The organism is Mesorhizobium sp. WSM3859, from assembly GCF_002295065.1.
Classification (GTDB): domain Bacteria; phylum Pseudomonadota; class Alphaproteobacteria; order Rhizobiales; family Rhizobiaceae; genus Mesorhizobium.
On record NZ_NSGG01000002.1, the window covers coordinates 386,462 to 407,637 of the forward strand.

Consider the following 21,176-nt stretch of genomic DNA (forward strand, 5'->3'; position numbering starts at 1 on the left):
ATCACGGTTCTAACGCATATGGGCTGAACGTGAAATGAACGGTGACTAACCGAAAAACCATGCCCGCCATTCCCCTGCGCGAGACAAATGAATGCACCCCGTAGATGCCAAGGCTCCCTCGGGCCCGGGGTGCAAATTCATAGCCGGAAAATCAGTCGGCCCGCTACGCTTTTCGGGTGCGGATTCCCCGTCCGGCCCTAGCTAGTGTAGAAACGCCGGACGACCACAGGAGCATGCTATGACCCGGGAGGATATTGCCGCTCTCTATCGGGGCTACATCGCCTGCCTGAACGAGCAGGATTGGGACAATCTCGGCCGCTTCGTCGGCGAGGAGGTCCAGTATAATGGCGAGACGATCGGGCTTTCGGGCTACCGCCGCATGCTGGAAGGCGATTTCGAGGCCATTCCCGACCTGCGCTTCAACATCGAGCTTCTGGTCTCGGAGCCACCACGCGTGGCGGCGCGTCTGCATTTCGACTGCCGGCCCAAGGGCGTGCTGTTTGGCCTGCCAGTCCACGGCAAGCGCGTTTCCTTCGCCGAGAACGTCTTTTACGAGTTCCATGACGGGCGGATTCGCGAAGTCTGGTCGCTCATCGACAAGGCCGCCATCCAAGCGCAGCTGTAGACCAAGGCACATCGCGCGAAACCGATTCAAACGGCGCGCTTAAGCCCTTGTTTTGATGCATGTTCCCACCCTTACTTGCGGGCGACATGCATCAGCGCGGTCTCTCAGACGGCCTCCTGGGTCAGCGCGCGAAAACGCAGCAATCCATGATGGACGGCCAGATCCTCGTCATAGCGAGCCTCGGCGAATTCCAGCGACAGGCGCGTCTGGCCGCGCGAGCCAATCGAAAATGCCGCGCCGTCGAGGCGCGCCTTGATGCTATCCATGATGAGGCGCGTCTCGGCCTCGCCTTGCGCTTTCGACCAGACATGCAAGGTGATCAGTTGGTCGCCATCATTATCAGCGCCGGTGTCGAGGTCGAAGGCACTGGTGCGGCCGTAGGTCACGTGTGGAAAGGCAGCCTTGTCGCTCGCCTGCTCGAGCAGGCCGGCGCCGCCGAGCAGCGCCGACAGCGACGCATCGGTCTTCAGCCTCAGGAACAAGGCCTGCATCAAATCGCCAGGCGCCGTCATCTACCGTCCATCGCCAATACATATCTCCTCACGCTGCCCGGCAACGTAGCCGCGCTCGCGATCCGATGCCAGATCGCGAATCGATATGACTATAACGTGAATGGCGAAGGTCTCGAATTTATTACGCTTTTCGTCAAATCAGGAGACCGGCGTGGCGCCACCCTCCTCGGTGCGCCTGGCGATGAACTCGTCGAGCGCGTCCGCGGTGGCGGCAGCAGAGGCCGGCGGCTGGAAGTCGGAAAGAATCCGCTTCCAGATGCCGGTCGCGCGCTCGGTCGCGGTCTTGCCGCCGGATTGCGTCCAGTTGCCGAAATTCGACCAGTCGGCGACCAGCGGCTCGTAGAAGGCGGTGCGGTAGCGCGACATGGTGTGGGCGGCGGAGAAGAAGTGGCCGCCCGGCTGCACTTCGGCGATGGCCTCGAAGCCGATGGCATCCTCGTCGCCCGGGGTCTTCGCGCAAAGCTCCGCGACCGTCTGCAAGGCCTCGATGTCGGTGATCAGCTTTTCCAGGGAAACGCTGAGGCCACCTTCCAGCCAGCCGGCCGCGTGGATGCAGACAGTGGCGCCGGCAAGCACCGAGCCCCACAGCGCGAACTGCGTCTCGTGTGCCGCCTGCGCGTCGGCAATATTGGCGGCGCTGCCGCCGCCGGACCGCCAGGGCAGGCCGGTGAAACGCGCGAGCTGGCCCGCGCCCAGCGTCGCCTTGATGTGCTCCGGCGTGCCGAAGGCGGGCGCGCCGGACTTCATGTCGACATTGGATGAGAAGGAGCCATAGACCACCGGCGCGCCGGGGCGCACGATCTGGGCCAGCGCCAGGCCCGCCAGCGCCTCAGCATGCTGCAAGGTCAGCGCGCCGGCGACCGTGATCGGCGCCATGGCGCCCGCCAGGCAGAAGGGCGTGATGATCAGGACCTGGCCGGCCTTGGCGAAGTCGATGATGCCTTGCGCCATCGGAATATCCAGCTGGCGCGGCGAATTGGTGTTGATGACGGTGTAGCAATGGGCGCCGGCGCGGAACTCGTCCTGCGAAAGGCCGCGCGCCAGGCGGATCATCTCGAAACCGTCCTCGACCTGCGGCGTGCCGCGCGCGAAGATGAAGGGGAATTTGTCCGACAGCGTCAGCTGCGCCCGGTTGGCCGCATAGTGGCGGAAGCGGTTGTCGATGTCCTGCGGCTCGACACAGGGCCCAAGCATGTGCAGCACATCGAAATGCTGGATCAGCTTGATGAATTCCTCGAAGGCGGCGAGCGTGCCCGGCCGGCGGCCGCGCTCGAGGTCGATGACGTAGGGGGCGCCGGAGCCGGCCAGGAAGGCCATCGAGCCGAGCTCAAGCGTCAGGTCGCGCGAGCGGTCGCCGCCAAGTGCCGGAATGGAGCGCGGCGCCGAGGCAAGTGCTGCCTCGACCATGTCGCGGCCGATCCTGACCATCTGGCTGCCTTCGTCGACCAAGGCGCCGGCCTTGGCGTAGACGGCGCGGGCCTCGGGCAGCAGCACCTTGATGCCGAGTTCTTCCAGCACGCGCAGCGCGGTAGCGTGGATGGCGGCGACCTGGTCTTCGGAAAAGATCGGCTGCGGCAGGAACGGGTTCTTCAGCGACCGGTAGTTCGGGTGCCGGCTCGACTCGCTGCCCGCCTCGCCGGTGCGTCCCCGCCGGCGCTCGCGCCTGAGATCACGTGCGGCCTCGTCAATCATGGCGCTTCCTCCTTGGAATGGGATGACTTTTCTTCGAAACGTCATCCCGTTCCATCTTATCCTCTTGTTTGAGCATGATCTTTTCCGAAAACCGGTTCCCACTTTTCGGGATCATGCTCTATTGCCGCATCGCCTGGCCTTCGGGGTCGTAGGGCGAGGCGGCGATGACACGCGCCGGCCGTTCGACCCCGACAATGTGGACGGAAAGCTCGGTGCCCTCCCCGGTGAAATCGTCATCGAGCAACGCCAGGGCGACGCTCTTGCCGAGCGTATAGCCGTAGCCGCCGGAGGTGACGAAGCCGACGCGCCGGCCCTTCGACCAGACCGGTTCGAAGCCGCTGGCATCGGCGTCGACGGCGTCGACCTCCAGCGTCACGACGCGTCGCGAGACACCCGCCTCGCGCTCCTTGAGCGCCGCCGCGCGGCCGATGAAGTCGCCCTTGTCGAAAGCGATGAAACGGTCGAGCCCGGTCTGGCCGGGCGTGTAGCCTTGCGTGAATTCGCGCGACCAGATGCCGAAACTCTTTTCCAGCCGGAGCGAATTCAGCGCGTAGTAGCCGATCTCGGCCAGGCCTAGGTCTTCGCCCGCGGCAAGCAGGGTTTGGCGCAGCGTCGCATGCAAGGTGGCCGGGCAGTTGATCTCGAAGCCGAGCTCCCCGGCAATGGACAGCCTTGCCACCCGGGCTCGCACCATGCCGATGTCGAAGATGCCACACGCCATGAACGGAATCGCCTCGGCGGAGAGGTCCTGATGCGTGGTGCGTTCGAGGATCTTTCGTGCATTCGGTCCGGTGACGAGGAAACCGGATGTGGCATCGGAAATGTCAGTAACCCTGACGCCACCGGCCAGATGCGCTTCGAACCAGCGCATGTGGAATTCGCGCAAATAGTAGGAGCCCATGATCCAGTATTCGCCGCCGCCCCAGTTGAGCGCGGTGAGGTCGCCCTTCAGTCGGCCATCGGAGCCAAGCATCGGCGCGAGCTTCGCCCGTCCGGGCCTCGGCAGCTTGCAGGCGAGCAGCTTGTCGAGCCAGGCTTCCGCGCTCGGGCCGGACACGACGTAGCGCGAGAAGGCCGTGGTATCTACGAGGCCGGCGGCGCGGCGGACCTGCAACACCTCGTCGCCGACGATGTCGAAGGCGTTGGAGCGTTTCAGCGTCGTCTCCTCGCGGAACCCCATCGGCGCGAAATAGGCCGGGATCTCCAGGCCCCAGGATGCCGTCCATTCGGCGCCGGCGGCGCTCATGCCGTCATAGGCGCCGGGGCGCTTCAGCGGCCGGCCCGCCGGCAGGCGCTCATTGGGGAAGGTCATGACGAAGCGGCGGGCATAGAACTGGCCCGTCGTCTGCCGCAGATATTCGCGGTTGCCGGCGAAGGCGCCGTAGCGGGCGATGTCCATGCCGAAGATATCGGCTTCCGGCTCACCGTAAATCATCCACTCGGCCAGCGACTTGCCGACGCCGCCGCCCTGGCTGAAGCCTGCCATGACGCCGCAGGCGACCCAGTAGTTCTTCAGCCCTCGCACCGGGCCGACCAGCGGATTGCCGTCCGGCGTGAAGGTGAAGGCGCCGTTGACCCATTTGCGGATGCCGGCATTAGCCAGGCAGGGAAAGCGCTCATAGGCCTTGGCAAGCTCGGGGCTGATGCGATCGATATCTTCGGGGATCAGCTCGATGCCGTAATCCCAGGGCGCGCCGTCCATGTTCCAGTGTTTCGGGTTCTGCTCGTAAACGCCGAGCAGCACGCCCTTCCGCTCCTGGCGAAGATAGGAGAAGCCGTCGAGATCGACGGCCAGGCCGAGCTCCTTGTCGAGCGCGGCGACTTCCGGAATGTCCTCGGTGACGAAATAATGATGCTCCATCGGCGTCACCGGCAGGTTGACGCCGGCCATCAGCCCGACCTGCTTGGCCCAGAGACCGCCGGCGTTGACGACATGCTCGGCGACGATCGTGCCCTTCTCGGTGACGACGTCCCAGCCGCCGTCGGCGCGTTGCTTCAGCTCGACGACGCGGTTGCGCAGGATGACGTCGGCGCCGCGCTTCCTGGCGGCGCCGGCATAGGCGTGCGTGGTGCCATAAGGGTCGAGATGGCCCTCGTTGGAATCATAGAGGCCGCCGAGCACGCCGCTGACATCGACGATCGGGCAGATCTCCTTGATTTCCTCGGGCGTCACCAGCCTCGCCGTCTCGATGCCGACCGACTGGAACACCGCCCAGGCCGATTTCAGCCATTCCCAGCGCTGCGGGTCGCTCGCCATGTTGACGCCGCCGGTCATGTGCAGCCCGGCTTTCTGCCCAGACTCGGCCTCGATCTCGCGATAGAGCTTGATCGTGTAATCCTGCAGCGCGGCGACATTGGGATCGGCGTTGAGCGCGTGGAAGCCGGCCGCCGCATGCCAGGTCGAGCCGGCTGTCAGCTCGGCGCGCTCAATCAGCGCCACGTCGCTCCAGCCAAAGCGCGTCAAGTGATAGAGCACCGAGGCGCCGACCACCCCTCCGCCGATGACCACTGCCCGGTAATGCGACTTCACGAGCCTCTCCCCTCTCGTTGGAGGCTCTCAAGATATACGCCCCGTACACATGTGTCTAGACACTTCTGTCCAGAGCTTGCGCGCTGCTCCGCGCCGTGCCACTTGTTGGCTCATGACCATGACTGCTCCCCAGGACGAGCCGGCGCCCGGCAATATCAAGGTGACCCGCGCGGACTGGATCAACCTCGCGCTGCAAATGCTGATTTCCGACGGCATCGAGAGCGTGCGCGTGCTGACGCTGGGACAGAAGCTCGGCGTCTCGCGCTCGAGCTTCTACTGGTATTTCGAAAGCCGGCAGGACCTGCTCGACCAGTTGCTCAAGCATTGGCACGAGACCAACACCACGGCGATCGTCGAGCGGGCGCGCCGGCCGGCAGACACCATCATCATGGGTGTGATGAACGTGTTCGAATGCTGGGCGGACGAGCGTCTGTTCGATCCCAGGCTCGATTTCGCCGTTCGCGAATGGGCAAGGCGCTCGGACGACGTGCGGCGCATGATCGACAAGGCCGACGAGGAGCGCCTGCTGGCCATACGCGACATGTACCGCCGGCACGGCTATGAGAGCGAGGACGCCTTCATCCGCGCCCGCGTCCTCTACTACATGCAGATTGGCTACTACGTGCTCGACCTCAAGGAACCGGTCGAGGCACGTGTCAGCCACCTCGCCGCCTATCTGCGCTCCTTCACCGGACTGGAGCCGAGCAAGGCGGATGTGGCGCATTTCATGCGCTTCATCGCGGCGCGGTGATATCGCTCTCAGTATTTGTTTTACGCATTCCGGACGGAAAACCGCTGCACACTTTTCCTGGAATTGCTCACTTTTCCTGGAATTGCTCCGGGCATAATCAACCATGGCGTTCAACAAAGCCTGGGTGTGGCTTCGCTGCCCTTGTGAGTGGTGCTAAAATGGTCGATTAGTCTGGCACGGAGGGCGCCCCGGAACTGCCACGGCTGTTTCGGGCGGAAGTGCCGGGGTGGAATTCTGGAATGGACAATCCCTCTAAACCACGCAGGAGAAGAGGCCGGATCGCTTCGGCGCTGCTCGCCGTGGACGCATGGCTCGACACCTCGCTCTACGAGATCGGTTTCAAGGGGCGCGAATTCTGGGAAGCGGCGACCATCTTTTCCCGCCGGTTCCGTGTGCATGGCTGGCGCCGCGCCATCATCGAGGTGCTGAGCGAAGGTTTCACCATGGGCGCCGGCGGCTTCGTGGTGCTGCTCGCGCTCGCCATGCCCGCCTTCGACATCACCACCGGCGACTGGCGCAACCAGGGCGACTTCGCCGTGACCTTCCTCGACCGCTACGGCAATGAGATCGGCCAGCGTGGCATCATCCAGCGCGATTCCGTGCCGGTCGACGAGATGCCGGACATCGTCATCAAGGCGGTGCTGGCGACGGAGGACCGACGTTTCTTCGACCACTACGGCATCGATGTGCTGGGCCTGTCGCGCGCGATCTTCGAGAATGTGCGGGCCAATTCGGTGGTCCAGGGCGGCTCGAGCATCACGCAGCAGCTCGCCAAGAACCTGTTCCTGTCCAACGAGCGCACCCTCGAGCGCAAGATCAAGGAAGCCTTCCTGTCGCTGTGGCTGGAAGCGAACCTCTCCAAGAAAGAGATCCTGCAGCTCTATCTCGACCGCGCCTACATGGGCGGCGGCACGTTCGGCATCGAGGCGGCTGCGGATTTCTATTTCGGCAAGAGCGTCAAGGACCTGAACCTCGCCGAGGCGGCAATGCTGGCCGGCCTGTTCAAGGCGCCCACCAAATACGCCCCGCACATCAACCTGCCGGCGGCCCGCGCGCGCGCCAATGTGGTGCTCTCCAATCTCGTCGATTCCGGCTTCATGACCGAGGGCCAGGTGCTGCAGGCGCGGCTGCATCCGGCCGATGTTGTCGACCGCGGCGAGCAGAAGAGCCCCGACTACTTCCTCGACTGGGCCTTCGACGAGGTCAAGAAGATCGCCAAGCCCGGCCAGCATTCGCTGGTCGCCCATACGACCTTCGACGCCAATATCCAGAAGGCGGCGGAAGAGTCGGTCGAATACCACCTCAGGCAGTTCGGCAAGGAATACAACGTCACCGAGGGCGCGGTGGTGGTGATCGAGACCAACGGCGCGGTGCGCGCCATCGTCGGCGGCCGCGACTATGGCGCCAGCCAGTTCAACCGCGCCACCAAGGCGTTGCGTCAAACGGGTTCATCCTTCAAGCCCTATGTCTATGCCACGGCGATGGAGCATGGGTTCACGCCGGACTCGGTGGTTTCGGGCGGCGCCGTCAGCTGGGGCAGCTGGTCGCCGCACAATTACAGCGGCGGATCGGCCGGCAACGTCACGCTGCTGACCGCAATCGCGAAGTCGATCAACACCGTGCCGGTGCGACTCGCCAAAGATCATCTCGGCATCGGTCCGATCAAGGCGATGGCTGAATCGATGGGTGTCGAATCGCCGCTGGAATCGCACAAGACCATGGTGCTCGGCACATCCCTCATGACGGTGATGGACCAGGCGACCGGCTACAGCGTCTTTGCCCAGAACGGCTTCGTCGGCTCGCGTCACGGCATCACCCAGCTCGTCACCCGCACCGGCGAGGTGGTCTATGACTGGGCCAAGGATGCGCCGCCGCCACACCGCGTGCTGTCGGAAAAGGCGCTGAAATACATGAACACCATGCTGGCGGCGGTGCCGGTCATCGGCACGGCGCGGCGCGCCCAGCTGCCCAACATCGTCGTCGCCGGCAAGACCGGCACCACGCAATCCTATCGCGACGCCTGGTTCGTCGGCTTCACCGGCAATTACACGGCGGCCGTGTGGCTCGGCAATGACGACTTCACGGCAACCAACAAGATGACCGGCGGCTCGTTGCCGGCGATGGTCTGGCAGCGCCTGATGGTCTATGCGCACCAGAACATCGACCTGAAGCCTATCCCCGGTCTCGACCATCCGTTCGTCGACCCGGAGGTCGCGGCCAAGGCAGAGGAAGCGGCCAAGAAGGAAGCCGACGCCGCAGAGGCGCAGGCCGAGGCCGAACGGCCGCCGGTGCTTTCCGGCCGCACCACCCAGACGCTGAGGGACATGACGAAGGCGTTCCAGGCCGCGCCCGTGCTCGATGCGCCCACCCTGCCGGAAGCACTTTCGGCGCTTTAGAGCATGGTACCGAACCGAAGGACCGCGATAGCGAAAAGTGGGAACCGGTTTTCGGATAAGATCATGCTCCATCAAAAAGATAGATCAGGACGACGTTTCAGCGAAACGTCGTCCTGATCTAGCCACCCCTCGCGTGAAGCCGGCTTGCCACGGCACCCCGCGCCGCGATATCCCGGACAACCTCCTCTGTTTGCGGCTCTCATGCTCAAGAACGCCATCCTGACGCTGCTTTCGCTTGCCATAGCCATTGGGCTTGGCGGCTACAGCGTCTGGTATGCGCTCAACGCGCAGGACGGCGTCGGGGCGATCCGCATCGGCCAATGGACCGCCTTCCCCGAAGTCGGGACTTTAGCCGCCGACCCTTATTCCAAGGCGCGCGTGGCGCGCGAGGGCGTGCTGGCGCTCGGCCGGGCCGAGGGGCTGGCCTTCGTCGCCGAGCGTGATGACGCCGGCGAGCCGCTGAAGCGCGAATGCACCTACACGATCGAAGGCGGTTATCCCACCGCCCGCTTCTGGACGCTCTATGCCGCCGACCAGTCGCTTGGCGTGATCGATACCGGCAAGCCGAGGCAGGCGGCGCTGCAGTCCTACGAAGTGCTGCGCCGGCCCGACAATTCCGTTGTCATTTCGGTCGGCAATCGCCCGGCCCCCGGCAACTGGCTGCTCACCGGCGGATCCGGCAAGATGTATTTCGTGCTGACCTTCTACGACACGCCGATAGCCTCGAGCACCGGCCTCTCCGATGTGACGCTGCCGCGCATCCTGAAGGCGGGCTGCAATGCGTAGGCTGCTGCATGCTCTGATCCTCGGCCTGCTCGGCGCCGGCATCGTGCATATCGTTGTGCTGTTCCTGGTGCCGGAATTTTCCGAACGCGATGCCTGGTCGCGGCTGGCGATGGCCTCCGACCTCTACAAGATGACGCGGCTTGATGCCGAAGCCGGCGGCGCGCCGGTGGTGAAATCGGTCGATCCGCTGTTTTATGCCGCTGCCTGTCGCTTCAACCTTGCCGACGGCCTGGTGCGGATCAAGGCGCCGGGCGACGTGCCGTTCTGGTCGGCCTCGGTCTATGACCGCAGCGGCCACAACATCTATTCCTTCAACGACCACAACGCCAATGGCGAGAAACTCGATACGGTGGTACTGACGCCGGCGCAGATGATCGATGTGCGGCGCGACCTTCCGGAGGATCTGCAAGGTGCGATCTTTGTCGAGGCGCCGATCGAGGAAGGCATTTTCGTCGTCCGCGCCTTCGTGCCGGACGAGAGCTGGAAGCCGATCGTGTCGCGCTTCCTCGAGCAGAGCACCTGCAATTTGCAGGACTACTGAGACAGGCGAGCCCGTTCAGTGATGCGGCTTGGCGGGCGGCGGGGAGCCTGGCCTGCCGGAGCCGCTGTCGCCGGGCCGGGCCGCATCGGCCTGCGGGTGCAACTCATAACGGACGCCGGGGAAAATGATGACCGCCGCCGCCGCCGTAGCGGTGTCGTGACTTGCTCGATTTACAGGTGCCGTTCGCGGCACAAAAGACAGGACCATGCCCATGGTTCGCGCATTCCTCTCGGTTTGACCGGAGCACAACGCAACGCCTCCAAAGTTGATTAAGGGGCGTAGAGGGTTAACGGAGCGCTAACGGATCGCGGCTAATTTGATGTTTGTTTTCCTGAAGATGCGAAACCGGCCCGGCCGGATTGCGCGGTTCAGGAGTTGTGTCGAGTGTCGGGCGTATCCTCCGTGTCATCTTCGGATTTCAGGCAAATCGCTATCCGGACCGAAGCGGGAAAGGCCGAAAGGCTGTTCCGCGCCGCGGTCTCGGCCTTCTGCTCGCTGACGCGCCCCTCGCGCCGCGAGATCGCCCAGCTCGAGGATCTGACGCTGCCGCTGTTCGACGAAGTCTCGGTCGAGTCGCGCCGCTATGTCGCCGCGGCCCTTTCCGAATGCGAATATGCGCCGACCGCGCTGGTGCGGCGGCTGGCCGAGGAGCCGGTCGAGATCGCGGCACCCCTGCTCACCCGCTCCGACGCGCTGAGCGACATCGACCTCATCGCGCTGATCGGTCGGCATGGGCTGCCGCATGCGCGCGCCATAGCGCGCCGCAAGGAGCTCAACCCGACGATCGCCGACCTGATCCGCGCGCTGGAAAGACCGACACTGGTCAAGACGCCGCCGCCTGACACGATCACGAAGCTCACGCCGAGACCGGAGCCCGCTGCCAAGGCGGACGCCGACCGTGCTGCATCCGGCGAAGCGGCTGATAACGCGCGGCGCCGCCTGCGCTCGATGATGCGCCCGGCCGCCGACGCCGCCGACGTCAATACCTTCCTCGGTCAGCCAGCTTATGTGAGGCTGCGCGAGACGGCGCTGACCGGCAACGCGGCCTTCTTCCAGACCGCGCTTGCCGATGCGCTGGAGATCGACTTCGCGACCGCCCGCGCGGTGACCGGGCAGTCGGGTTATGCCGCACTGCTTACGGCGCTGCGCGCCCTCGACCTCAGCGAGGACAGGGCCTTCCTGATCGCGGTCGCGGTCTATCCCAGCGAGTTCCCGCATCCGCAGGCGATCCGGCTGTTCCTCGACCGCTACCGGCTGCTGCACCGTGAGGCGGCGCTGGACAAGGTGCGCGCCTGGAAGGCCGAGGCCCTTTCGCGGTCCATCCGCGACAAAGCGGCCGACACGACTACAGTGGAGCGACGCGACGCTTCGAACGGCGACGACGCGAGTTCCAGCCTCAAGGCATCCTGACCGGCTTGAAGCTCCTCGCGCTGAAAGAATCCAGGGGACGCGCTTTAGCATGTTGTCGCGAACCTTTAGCATTTCCGCGACACGACGAAGTGACAAACGCCTCTTGACTTAGAGCGCACTCTAACTCGTAGCTTTATGCGCGTCGTGACGAAAGAAGGGCGTTGATGAAGATTGGCGAGCTGGCGAAGCGTTCGGGATTGTCTGCCTACACCATCCGTTACTATGAGCGGATCGGGCTGCTTCCCCATGCCGACAGGAACCAATCGGGCCAACGTGACTACGACGCATCAATCCTGACCTGGATAGAATTTCTCGACCGCCTTAAAACGACCGGGATGCCTATTCGGGAAATGCTGCGTTACGCGGCCTTGCGGGAGCGCGGCGTCGACACAGAAGCGGAGCGCGGCGCGTTGCTCGAGCAGCACCGTGAGCGTGTGCGTGCGCATGTGGCCAAACTGCAAGCCTGCCTTCTCGTCCTCGACACCAAGATTGCCGGATATGCCGGCGTTGAAAAGAGGATGAAGGACTATGACGCATCAATCCCCGAACGTCAGCGAAAGCCGGCTGGAACGCGGCAAGCGGGCGCTCGCTGAAATCGACGGTGAAGCGGGCCACAATGTCATTGCCGCCCTGGCCGACATTGCCCCCGACTTCGCGAACTACGTGTTCGAGTTCTCGTTTGGCGACATCTACAGCCGCCCCGGCCTCGATCTGCGCGCCCGTGAGATCGCGACCATCGCGGCGCTGACAGCGATGGGAACCGCGACCCCGCAACTGAAAGTCCATATCGAGGCCGGGCTCAATGTCGGACTGACCAAGGACGAAATTATCGAAACCATCATCCAGATGACGGTTTATGCCGGCTTTCCTGCGGCGCTCAACGGGCTGTTTGCAGCCAAGGAAGTCTTCGCTGCCCGGTTTCCCGTCCACAAGGGGGAAGCGGCATGATGAACCTTCTCGCCCGGCGCTCTTGCTCTCATCGCGATTCCGGTCCCATGGGACGCCCTAGTCGGCCTTCACCGAAAGAAGCTCTTCAACCGGAACGGCTCCCGCCTCGATCTCGACCACCCAGATGTCGGGATCGAATTTCTTCTCCCGCTCCAGCCGCGCATCCAACGCCGAGCCATCCTCGCCAGCACCAAGCAAGGTGAAGAAGCGCTCATCCGGCTTCGCCGAATCGTAGCTCGTCTGCGGCGCCGGCCCATAGAGGGCAACCTCCCCCATCCGCCCGCGCGACAGCACGAAGACGGCGCCCGCCTCGGTGGCGCCGCGCTTTACCACGGCGGCAAAACCGCCGGCGCCGAAGACACGGCGCAGAAGGGCCGAAACCCAAAGATCGGTGGTTACGCGCATGGGTAGTTTCCGGATGTCATGCCGATTGTTTAACGAGATTCCGGCTTGTCCGCGAGCGCCGGGCAGCGACAGGTTTGGATTGCTGGGGTCGCGCGCGTTCCCTGGCGGTGGTGTTGGCGGTGGTGTTGCTTTGCCTGACAGGTCGGCGCTGCCCCTCATTGCCCTGCCGGGCATTTCTCCCCGTATAGTGACGGGGAGAAAGAAGCTTGCGCTGACGATTTCGCCAATCTCAGAAGTTGCAGGAAGAGCGCCGGCGCCGCGGCCAGCCGCTTCTCCCCGTTCACGGGGAGAAGATGCCGGCAGGCAGATGAGGGGCGGCGCCGGCTTCGACAATTGGCAAATTTCGTAAATGCACCGGATAATGCTATCGTTGCGCATGGAAGCAACAATCCGACCCCTAACCGACCATGAACTGAATCAGCTCAAGTGTGCATATGCTGAAGGCATGGCGAGCGGTGAAGGCCAGAGCGTGGACCGCAATGCCTTCTTCCGCGCTCTAAAGGCTGAACGCGCAGCCCAAAACTAGATTGGCATTGCGGCCGCTCAGTTTGTCAGGCCGATCTCGCGCATCTTGACATAGACTGCCTCGTCCGGCTCGCCGGTCTCGGGCAGGCCGAACAAGGCCTGGAATTCCTTGATCGCAGCCTTGGTGCGGGCGCCGACCTTGCCGTCGAGCTGCATGTCGTTGTTGCCGAAAGCCTTGAGGCCGGCCTGTATCTTGACTATGCGGGCATCGGGCGATTGCGTGGCGACATCGGCTGGGGCCGAGACCGGGACCACCGGCGGCTTGGCCGAAGCGTCGGCGGCGCCATCGGCTGGCCGCGGCGCTGGATGTGGAATCGCCGCCGTCGTCTGGTGGGTGCCAAGCTGGTCGAGCAGCGCGCCGTCGATCTCACCCGACCCCGGCAGCCCGACTTTCAGCTGATAGGCCTGGATCGCCTTGCGCGTTGCGGGTCCAGTGAGACCATCGACCGTGCCGTCATAGAAGTTGAGGTCCTTCAGGATGCCCTGCACCTGCTGGACGATCGGATCCGGCTTGGCCACCGGCTGGCGCACGATGTTGATGGTGGTCTCCGGCTCGTCCGAGACCGTATGCGGGAAATTCTCGATGCTGCGGGTCTCGAAGAAGGCGCCGGTATGCGGAAAAGGCTGATACCAGAGCGCATTGGCCGAGACGTAGAACAGTGTCACCAGGAAGGCGGTCGAACCGCCGACCAGGACGGGATTGGTTGCGATCAGCTGACCGACGGCGACCGCGCCCTCGGCAAGGACGCCGCGCTCGGCTTCGACGACCTTACGCCGTTTTGCGGAGCGAGCCATTTCTCTCCCCATCTCTATCCCCCTTCGGCTTCGCCGCCGGCATGGCCAGCACGCCGGGCTGCGCACCGGAATGCCGCTTCGGCCCGCTCACCGGCAGGCCGATCGTCACCGTGGTGCCCTCACCCGCCGCGCTCTCGATCGACATCGTGCCGTCGTGCAGCGCCACCAGGCCCTTGACCAGCGACAGGCCGAGCCCGGTCCCCTCGAAGCGGCGCGTGTAGTCGTTCTGGATCTGCATGAACGGCTTGCCGAGATTGGCCATATCCTCTTCGGCAATGCCGATGCCGGTGTCGCTCACCCAGAAATGCAAGCGCGAGCCGACGCGCTTGGCGCCGATCACCACGCTGCCGCCATCGGGCGTGAACTTGACGGCGTTCGACGCGAGATTGATCAGGATCTGCTGCACGGCGCGGCGATCGGCATTGATCTCGCCGGCATCCGGCGCGATCTGGGTGGCAAGAACGATGCCCTTTGCGTCGGCCAGCGGCCGCATCATCGAGCGGCACATGTCGACGGCCTCGACGAAACGGAACGTCTCCAGCTCGGTCGCATAGGCGCCCGCCTCGATGCGCGAGACGTCGAGGATCGAGGTGACGACGGACAGAAGGTGCTGGCCGGACTCCCTGACCAGGCCGACATATTCCTTCTGGCGCGGATCCTTGAAGGCGCCGAACATCTCATGCAGCAGCATGTCGGAAAAGCCGATGATGGCGTTGAGCGGCGTGCGCAGCTCGTGGCTGACCACCGCCAGGAAGCGGCCCTTGGCCACTTCGGCGGCCGCGGCAGCCTCCCTGGCTTCCGCAAGCTCCTCGCGCAGCGCCGCGGCATCGTCGTTTTCGCGCAGCACCAGCATGAAGACGTCCCGGTCGGCCTCGCCGCGCATCAAGTCGAGATTGAACGGACGGAAATTGTCGGCCGCGCCGGAACCCTCCCGCGGCAAGCGAATGCGCAGCTCAAGCCGGCGCTTCTGCGCCCCCTCGCGCATGTCGGCCAAGGCGGTGAGATAGGCGACGCGGTCGGACAGATGGACGCGGTCGAACAAGCCGGTGCCGAGCAGGAGTTCCGGCGCCAGTTTCAGCACCGAACGCGCCCTGGCGGACGCGTCTAGCACTTCGCCTTGGCGGCCGACGCGCAGCACGACGGCGTCGATCACATCCTCGAGACGATCGCCGGCCGGCCCCGCCGGCCGCAGGCCGGCGGGATTGGCGAAGGCGGCGGCACGCGGCAACAATGTCAGGGCCCAGGCCAGCGGCAGCAGCCAGTGCCAGGCGGCGATTTCGCCGAGCGGCAGGACCTGGCCGCCAAAGGGCTGGAGAACGATCGCGGCGACCGCCGCCAGCACGCTCGACAGCGCGGCACGCCGCGACCCGGAAATCCACCAGGTTTCGACCGGCAATGCGAGGCCAAGCAGCGCGACCGGCGAGGCCAGTCCGCCCGCGGCCGCTATGGCGCCGGCAAGGGCGAGGCCGCCCAAGGCCACCGCCATGCGGCCGGCGAGCGTCATGTGACCGGTGGCGGCGACCAGAAGTGCGGCGAACCAGCACAAGCCGAAAGCGACAAAGATGGCGGCCATGGTGACGGCCGCGCCGAGGCTCGAAGTGACCAGCGTCACCGCAGCACCCGCGGCAAGGAAAGGCGCGGCGAGCATGACGCCGATGAAGCGGCGCTGGTGCAAGCGTTCCGCCTCACCCGTCACGGTGGGGTGAACCAAGCGTTCGCAGCCGGCCGCAACCGCGCCAGGCAATTGAACGTATCTGGCTGAAATCGAACTCAACGCACGCGTACCCGGTCTTAAAAACCCTGCCTGGCAGGTGACTCGTCAATCGGCTTGAAACTCGCATCCAGCGTTTAAGGAATGGATAAGGCTGATGGAGCTGGCGGCCCGGCCAAGGCAAATATTGCGATGCCAGCCCCGCAAAGCACGCCGAGTTGGCGCCATGGTAAACGGCGCGTTAGCCGCGAGGCCTGTGCCAAAACGGGCCCAAACTTGATGCGGCTAAACTCTATCTGGAATAAAATCGAATAATTACAATGTGATATATGGTTATCATAAAGTTAATGCTATCGATGAGATTCGACACAAGTCCGCTTCAAAACCAATTCCTTTCGAATTCGTCTAAAATTTGAGGAAAATTCGCGGCTTCGACGCAAGCCGTCCTTTGCGTGACCGTGCCATTATCGTGCCCATAAAAGAGGTCATGCCGATGGATGCATGATCCGTCACGGATGGATAAACGATCCATCCCGCACGAGAGGCAAGTAAGATGGGCTTTCTGATCAGGATGGCTTTCTGGTTTTCGCTGGTTCTGCTGGCGCTGCCGCTCGGCGTCGGCCCAGGCGAGGACGGCCAGCAAAGCGTCGGGCCGATCCAGGCGCTCTTTGCGGCGCGCGAGGCGGTGGGCGACATTGCAGGGCTCTGCGAGCGCAAGCCCGATGTCTGCGAAACCGGCAAATCGGCCATGTACACCATCAGGGTTCGTGCCAAGGAAACGGCCAAGATCGCCGCGGCCATGATCGACGACAAATCAGAGCAGGCAGGCGCGGCAGAGACGACGGTTGCGGACACGGCCAAGATGACCACCGGCAGCGTCGCCGAGGAAATCGTGCTGCCCGCCAAGGTCAACATACCAGTGCTGTTGACGGCGAAGAACTGAGACAATCCTCAGCCGCTACTCGGCTACGCCGCGGGCCCGTCCGACCTCTCGACGCCCGCGGCGTCTTTCTTTTTCCGTGACGCGGCCGCGCCGCGCCACTATATGCGGGCAATGACGACCCCGATCCAGACGATCCGCGACGACTTTTCCCTGCTCGACGAGTGGGAGGACCGCTATCGCTATGTGATCGAGCTTGGCGAAGGCCTGCCGCCTTTCCCCGAGAAAGAACGCACGCCCGCGAACAAGGTACCTGGCTGCGTGAGCCAGGTGTGGCTCACCACCGAGCAGGGAGCGGGCGCCGACCCGGTGATCAGCTTCCAGGGCGATTCGGACGCCCATATCGTGCGCGGCCTCGTCGCCATCATGCTGGCGCTGTTTTCGGGCCGGCCGGCAAGCGAGATCCAGAGCACGGACGCTGAATCGACGCTGAAGGAACTCGGCCTCGACGAGCATCTGTCGCCGCAGCGCGCCAATGGCCTGCGCTCGATGGTCAAGCGCATCAAGCGCGACGCGGAAGCGGCTTTGAAGCAGACGGCCTGATCCAGGGTCGACGTCCCTTTGTTCTGACGCCATTCGGGACGGAATGGCTACGGCGAAGTCGCCGAGCCCAACCTCTTCGCACTTTTCCTGGAACTGTTCCGGAAAGCAAAACGGCGCCGCAAGGGCGCCGTCGAACTGCTTGCAGAGCTGAAGCCGATCAGCGACCCTTGCGCTTGCGGCCCAGACCCATCTTCTTGGCGAGCTGCGAACGGGCAGCCGCGTAATTGGGGGCGACCATCGGATAGTTGGCATCCAGGCCCCACTTCTCACGGTATTCTTCCGGCGTGAGATTGTAATGGGTCATCAGGTGCCGCTTCAGCGACTTGAACTTCTTTCCGTCCTCGAGACAGACGATGTAGTCGTCATGGACGGAGCGCTTGGGATTGACGGCCGGCTTCTGCTTCTCGGCCGACGGCTGCTCCGGCGAACCACCGACGCGGCCCAACGCGGCATGGACGTCGGCGATAAGGTTCGGCAGTTCCCCAACCGGCACCGGATTGTTGCTGACATAGGCGGCGACGACATCGGCAGTCAGCTCGATCAGCGCATCACCGTTTTTCGAAGGTGTTTCGACGATTTCCATAGTGCTAAGGCCCCAACGAGAGTTGTTTCTAAAACTGCGCCCTTTTTTCAGGATCGGGCATCGCGCGAATTCATTCAGGAAAGGCTCTGCGATTCGCGTCGGTTATCTTAATGACGCCGCATTGAAAGTAAGTCAATTCGCATACTGATTTATATTGGTCGATATTCATCAAATATTGCCGATTCAGCTTCAAAAATTCGTGCACCGTGTAACTTCGCGAGATTTTTCTGGTCAGACCAGCATGCCATGACGTTGCGTCACCCGCACGTTAGACATCCGATCGCCGCTCGAACCGGCGTTCAATGCTTGGCCAATGCTTGGGCGCCTGTTGTGCCAGCATAACGAATCCTGCGGCGCAACGAGCGCAAGGATGTCGCCTTGGCGACCGCTGCAACAAGGCGGCGCGACGGTATCCCTCAGTAAGGTGCGATATATTTGCCGTAGACCCAGCCGGTGACGAAATGGCCATTCTGCGCCGGGTCGTGCCAGACCTCGCACCAGCGATAGCGGATTGCCTGACGCTGCTTCCAGGGCGGCTGCCGGGCGATATCGAGGAGATTTACGCCACCTGTGCAACGGCCGGTCATCTGCAGCACGGTGCCGTTCGGATACGCGGCCTGTTTCTGCGATGTGTTGGCGGGATACTTGCGCGCATTGAGGGTGTCGCCCAACGGCACGCCCGCCACTTGCCAGGCGGCAAAGACGGTTGCATGAGACTGGTTGGAAAAAGCAAGCATTGCCGCGACGACAGCAGCAGACATTGCGGTAGAAACACAGGATTTCATCTTCCCCCCTTCAACTTGGCTTCTGTCGACCATCTTGAGCCGCGCCCCTTGAACCGCCGCTGAGCGGCGTGTTCATTCGTCATTCAAGCAAATTCCGCAGCGAGACGTAATGACCAGAACTTCCGCCTTCCAGATCGCCAACCCTCCGACGCCCGAGAAACATCCGGTGTCCGACACGCATCACGGCATCACCCGCAGCGATGACTATGCCTGGATGCGGGCCGAGAACTGGCAGGCCGTGTTCCGGGACCCTTCCCTGCTCGACGGCCGGATCCGCGCCCATCTCGAGGCCGAGAACGCCTATCAGGCCGTTCTGATGGCCGGCACCGCGGATCTGCGCGGCAGGCTGTTTACCGAGATGAAGGGACGCATCAAGGAGGACGATTCGACGGTGCCGATGAAGGATGGCCCCTATGCCTATGGCTCTTCCTTCCAGCAGGGCGGCGAGCAGCCGCGCTATTTCCGCACCTCGCGCGATGGCGGCAGCGAGGAAATCCTGCTCGATGGCGACGCGGAGGCCGAGGGCAAGGCCTATTTCCGGCTCGGCGGGGTCGATCATTCGAGCGACCACAGGAAGCTAATCTGGGCGTTCGACGACAAGGGCTCGGAATTCTTCACGCTGCGCGTGCGCGATCTTGCCGGCGACGCCGAACTTGGCGACCTGATCCCGGATACGGGCGGCGGTGGGGTCTGGAATGCCGGCGATGACGGCTTCTTCTACACCCGCCTCGACGACAACCATCGCCCGTCGAAAGTGTTCTTCCACGCGCTCGGCGACAAGCCCGAGAACGACCGGCTGATCTATGAGGAGACCGATCCGGGCTTCTTCATGGATGTCAGCGGCACGCGCGCCAATGACTGGATCATGATCGGCATCAACGACCATGAGACGTCCGAGTACCGGCTTCTGCCGGCCGATGACCCATCCGCGGCGCCCAGGCTGGTGGCGGTGCGCGAGGCCGGGCTGCAATACGACCTGGAAGAAGGCGGCGACGTCTTCTTCATCCTCACCAACGCCGACGGCGCCAAGGACTTCAAGATCATGACCGCGCCGGTCGACAATCCGGTGCGCGCCAACTGGCAGGAATTGGTGCCGCACGAACCTGGCCGGCTGATCCTCTCGGTGCTTGGCTTCAAGCATCACATGGCGCGGCTCGAGCGCAAGGACGGCCTGCCGCGCATCGTGGTGCGCGAACGCGCCAGCGGCGAGGAGCATTTCATCTCCTTCGACGAGGAGGCTTTCTCCCTCGGCCTTTCCGGCTCCTACGAATATGACACCGAGACGATGCGCTTCACCTATTCGTCGATGACAACGCCGGCGCAGGTGTTCGACTACAATATGCGCAGCCGCGAGCGCGTGCTCCTGAAGACGCAGGAAGTGCCCTCCGGCCACGATCCGGAGCACTATGTCACGCGCCGGCTGATGGCGCCGGCCGTGGACGGCGAGTTGGTGCCGATCTCGCTGCTCTACCATCGCGATACGCCGCTCGACGGCTCGGCGCCCTGCCTGCTCTACGGCTACGGCTCCTATGGCATTACGGTGTCTTCGGCCTTCAACACCAACTGCCTGTCGCTGGTCGACCGCGGCTTCGTCTATGCCATCGCGCATGTGCGCGGCGGCAAGGACAAGGGCTATGGCTGGTACGAGGACGGCAAGCGGGCGAAGAAGATGAACACCTTCACCGATTTCGTCGCCTGCGCCCGCCATCTCGTCGCCGAGCGTTACACACGGCATGACCGCATCGTCGCGCAAGGCGGCTCCGCCGGCGGCATGCTGATGGGGGCGATCGCCAACATGGCGCCGGAAAGCTTCGGTGGCATTGTCGCCGAGGTGCCGTTCGTCGACGTGCTCACCACCATGCTCGACGCCAGCCTGCCGCTGACGCCGCCGGAATGGCCGGAATGGGGCAACCCGATCGCGTCCGCCGACGACTACAAGACGATCGCGGCCTATTCGCCCTACGACAATGTCGCGGCGCTCGACTATCCGCCGATCCTGGCGCTGGCGGGTCTGACCGACCCGCGCGTGACCTACTGGGAGCCGGCGAAATGGGTGGCCAGGCTGCGCGAACGCAAGGCCGGCGGCAACCCGGTCCTGTTCAAGATCAACATGGATTCCGGTCATGCCGGCGCGTCGGGCCGCTTCTCGCGGCTGGAGGAGATCGCCTACATTTACGCCTATGCCCTGAAAGTGACCGGGAAGGCCTGATTTTCCACTCGCAATTAACAAGGGCTCGCGTTACGCAATGCTCTGCTTTTTTGGACGTGGTCCTGGGACCGCGCCGACAGCTTATTCACAAGGTTCGTCATGCTGCTCGTCGACGTTTATCTCGACAAATCGCCCATCCAGGGCATCGGCGTCTTCGCCAAACACCGCATTCCAAAGGGCACGCTGATCTGGAAACTAGACCCAAGGTTCGACCGGCGCATTCCCGTCGACACTTATGAGGGCGAGAGTGGGCCGATAAAGTCCTATCTCGACCGCTATTCCTATCCGGACCGGCGCGACCCCAACTACATCGTCTTCGAGGCGGACGACGCGCGTTACATGAACCACTCGGACGAGCCGAACTGCGACGTCTCCTCGCCCGAGGAAACCTACGCGCTGCGCGATATCGCGCCCGGCGAGGAACTGACCTGCGACTACAACCACTTTTTCGAAAACGGCTTCGACTTCCTGGGCGACCGCCACGCGTGA

The 21,176-nt window shown here is 63.7% G+C and carries 20 protein-coding genes; 12 read left to right on the plus strand and 8 right to left on the minus strand.

The window, feature by feature from the left end; translation table 11 throughout:
• The first annotated feature begins 238 nt into the window (after positions 1-238).
• The gene (locus CK230_RS05715) at positions 239-625 is read left to right on the plus strand and encodes an ester cyclase (protein ID WP_095816200.1); all 387 of its coding nucleotides are present in this window, start codon (positions 239-241) and stop codon (positions 623-625) included.
• 104 nt (positions 626-729) lie between these two features.
• On the opposite strand, the gene CK230_RS05720 is transcribed toward CK230_RS05715, so the two are convergent.
• From CK230_RS05720 to CK230_RS05730, 3 genes are all read right to left on the minus strand, one after another.
• Entirely contained in the window at positions 730-1,137 is a 408-nt protein-coding gene (locus tag CK230_RS05720) for a DUF3168 domain-containing protein (RefSeq protein WP_095816201.1), read from the minus strand.
• Between the two features lie 138 nt (positions 1,138-1,275).
• Positions 1,276-2,829, minus strand: a complete 1,554-nt coding sequence (locus tag CK230_RS05725; RefSeq protein WP_095816202.1) for a trimethylamine methyltransferase family protein — start codon at positions 2,827-2,829, stop codon at positions 1,276-1,278.
• Positions 2,830-2,947: 118 nt separating this feature from the next.
• Positions 2,948-5,359: an FAD-dependent oxidoreductase gene (locus CK230_RS05730; RefSeq protein ID WP_095816203.1), complete on the minus strand. Its 2,412-nt coding sequence runs from the start codon at positions 5,357-5,359 to the stop codon at positions 2,948-2,950.
• A gap of 112 nt (positions 5,360-5,471) precedes the next feature.
• On the opposite strand from CK230_RS05730, the gene CK230_RS05735 reads away from it, so the two are divergent.
• From CK230_RS05735 to CK230_RS05770, 7 genes are all read left to right on the plus strand, one after another.
• Positions 5,472-6,110 (plus strand): TetR/AcrR family transcriptional regulator, encoded by a 639-nt coding sequence (locus CK230_RS05735; RefSeq protein ID WP_095816204.1) that lies wholly within the window; start codon positions 5,472-5,474, stop codon positions 6,108-6,110.
• 239 nt (positions 6,111-6,349) lie between these two features.
• The gene (locus tag CK230_RS05740; RefSeq protein WP_095816205.1) at positions 6,350-8,506 is read left to right on the plus strand and encodes a penicillin-binding protein 1A; all 2,157 of its coding nucleotides are present in this window, start codon (positions 6,350-6,352) and stop codon (positions 8,504-8,506) included.
• Positions 8,507-8,707: 201 nt separating this feature from the next.
• A complete protein-coding gene (locus CK230_RS05745) occupies positions 8,708-9,292 on the plus strand; it encodes a DUF1214 domain-containing protein (RefSeq protein ID WP_095816206.1) in 585 nt (194 codons plus the stop codon).
• Positions 9,285-9,833: a DUF1254 domain-containing protein gene (locus tag CK230_RS05750; RefSeq protein WP_095816207.1), complete on the plus strand. Its 549-nt coding sequence runs from the start codon at positions 9,285-9,287 to the stop codon at positions 9,831-9,833. Before CK230_RS05745 ends, CK230_RS05750 begins: the two co-directional genes overlap by 8 nt.
• 402 nt (positions 9,834-10,235) lie before the next feature.
• Positions 10,236-11,243 carry a DUF2336 domain-containing protein gene (locus tag CK230_RS05760; RefSeq protein ID WP_095816443.1) on the plus strand — a complete coding sequence of 336 codons (1,008 nt, stop codon included), beginning with the start codon at positions 10,236-10,238 and terminating at the stop codon, positions 11,241-11,243.
• Positions 11,244-11,407: 164 nt separating this feature from the next.
• Positions 11,408-11,836 (plus strand): MerR family transcriptional regulator, encoded by a 429-nt coding sequence (locus tag CK230_RS05765; protein ID WP_095816209.1) that lies wholly within the window; start codon positions 11,408-11,410, stop codon positions 11,834-11,836.
• Positions 11,772-12,191 carry a carboxymuconolactone decarboxylase family protein gene (locus CK230_RS05770; protein WP_095816210.1) on the plus strand — a complete coding sequence of 140 codons (420 nt, stop codon included), beginning with the start codon at positions 11,772-11,774 and terminating at the stop codon, positions 12,189-12,191. Before CK230_RS05765 ends, CK230_RS05770 begins: the two co-directional genes overlap by 65 nt.
• Positions 12,192-12,248: 57 nt before the next feature.
• Here CK230_RS05770 and CK230_RS05775 read toward each other — a convergent pair whose 3' ends face one another.
• From CK230_RS05775 to CK230_RS05790, 3 genes are all read right to left on the minus strand, one after another.
• Entirely contained in the window at positions 12,249-12,596 is a 348-nt protein-coding gene (locus CK230_RS05775; RefSeq protein WP_095816211.1) for a DUF1491 family protein, read from the minus strand.
• A gap of 543 nt (positions 12,597-13,139) precedes the next feature.
• A complete protein-coding gene (locus tag CK230_RS05785; protein WP_095816212.1) occupies positions 13,140-13,916 on the minus strand; it encodes a peptidoglycan-binding protein in 777 nt (258 codons plus the stop codon).
• On the minus strand, positions 13,891-15,627 hold the full coding sequence (locus CK230_RS05790; protein WP_095816444.1) for a PAS domain-containing sensor histidine kinase: 1,737 nt from the start codon (positions 15,625-15,627) through the stop codon (positions 13,891-13,893). Before CK230_RS05790 ends, CK230_RS05785 begins: the two co-directional genes overlap by 26 nt.
• A gap of 553 nt (positions 15,628-16,180) precedes the next feature.
• On the opposite strand from CK230_RS05790, the gene CK230_RS05795 reads away from it, so the two are divergent.
• A complete protein-coding gene (locus tag CK230_RS05795) occupies positions 16,181-16,570 on the plus strand; it encodes a DUF5330 domain-containing protein (protein ID WP_095816213.1) in 390 nt (129 codons plus the stop codon).
• A 111-nt stretch (positions 16,571-16,681) separates the two neighbouring features.
• The gene (locus tag CK230_RS05800) at positions 16,682-17,110 is read left to right on the plus strand and encodes a SufE family protein (protein WP_095816214.1); all 429 of its coding nucleotides are present in this window, start codon (positions 16,682-16,684) and stop codon (positions 17,108-17,110) included.
• A 157-nt stretch (positions 17,111-17,267) separates the two neighbouring features.
• On the opposite strand, the gene CK230_RS05805 is transcribed toward CK230_RS05800, so the two are convergent.
• The gene (locus CK230_RS05805) at positions 17,268-17,693 is read right to left on the minus strand and encodes a MucR family transcriptional regulator (protein WP_027164827.1); all 426 of its coding nucleotides are present in this window, start codon (positions 17,691-17,693) and stop codon (positions 17,268-17,270) included.
• Between the two features lie 416 nt (positions 17,694-18,109).
• A complete protein-coding gene (locus tag CK230_RS05810) occupies positions 18,110-18,511 on the minus strand; it encodes an SH3 domain-containing protein (RefSeq protein WP_245429832.1) in 402 nt (133 codons plus the stop codon).
• 76 nt (positions 18,512-18,587) lie between these two features.
• Between CK230_RS05810 and CK230_RS05815 the strand changes: the two genes are divergently transcribed.
• Both CK230_RS05815 and CK230_RS05820 read left to right on the plus strand, forming a co-directional pair.
• A complete protein-coding gene (locus tag CK230_RS05815) occupies positions 18,588-20,687 on the plus strand; it encodes a S9 family peptidase (RefSeq protein WP_095816216.1) in 2,100 nt (699 codons plus the stop codon).
• A 99-nt stretch (positions 20,688-20,786) separates the two neighbouring features.
• Positions 20,787-21,176: an SET domain-containing protein-lysine N-methyltransferase gene (locus CK230_RS05820; RefSeq protein WP_095816217.1), complete on the plus strand. Its 390-nt coding sequence runs from the start codon at positions 20,787-20,789 to the stop codon at positions 21,174-21,176.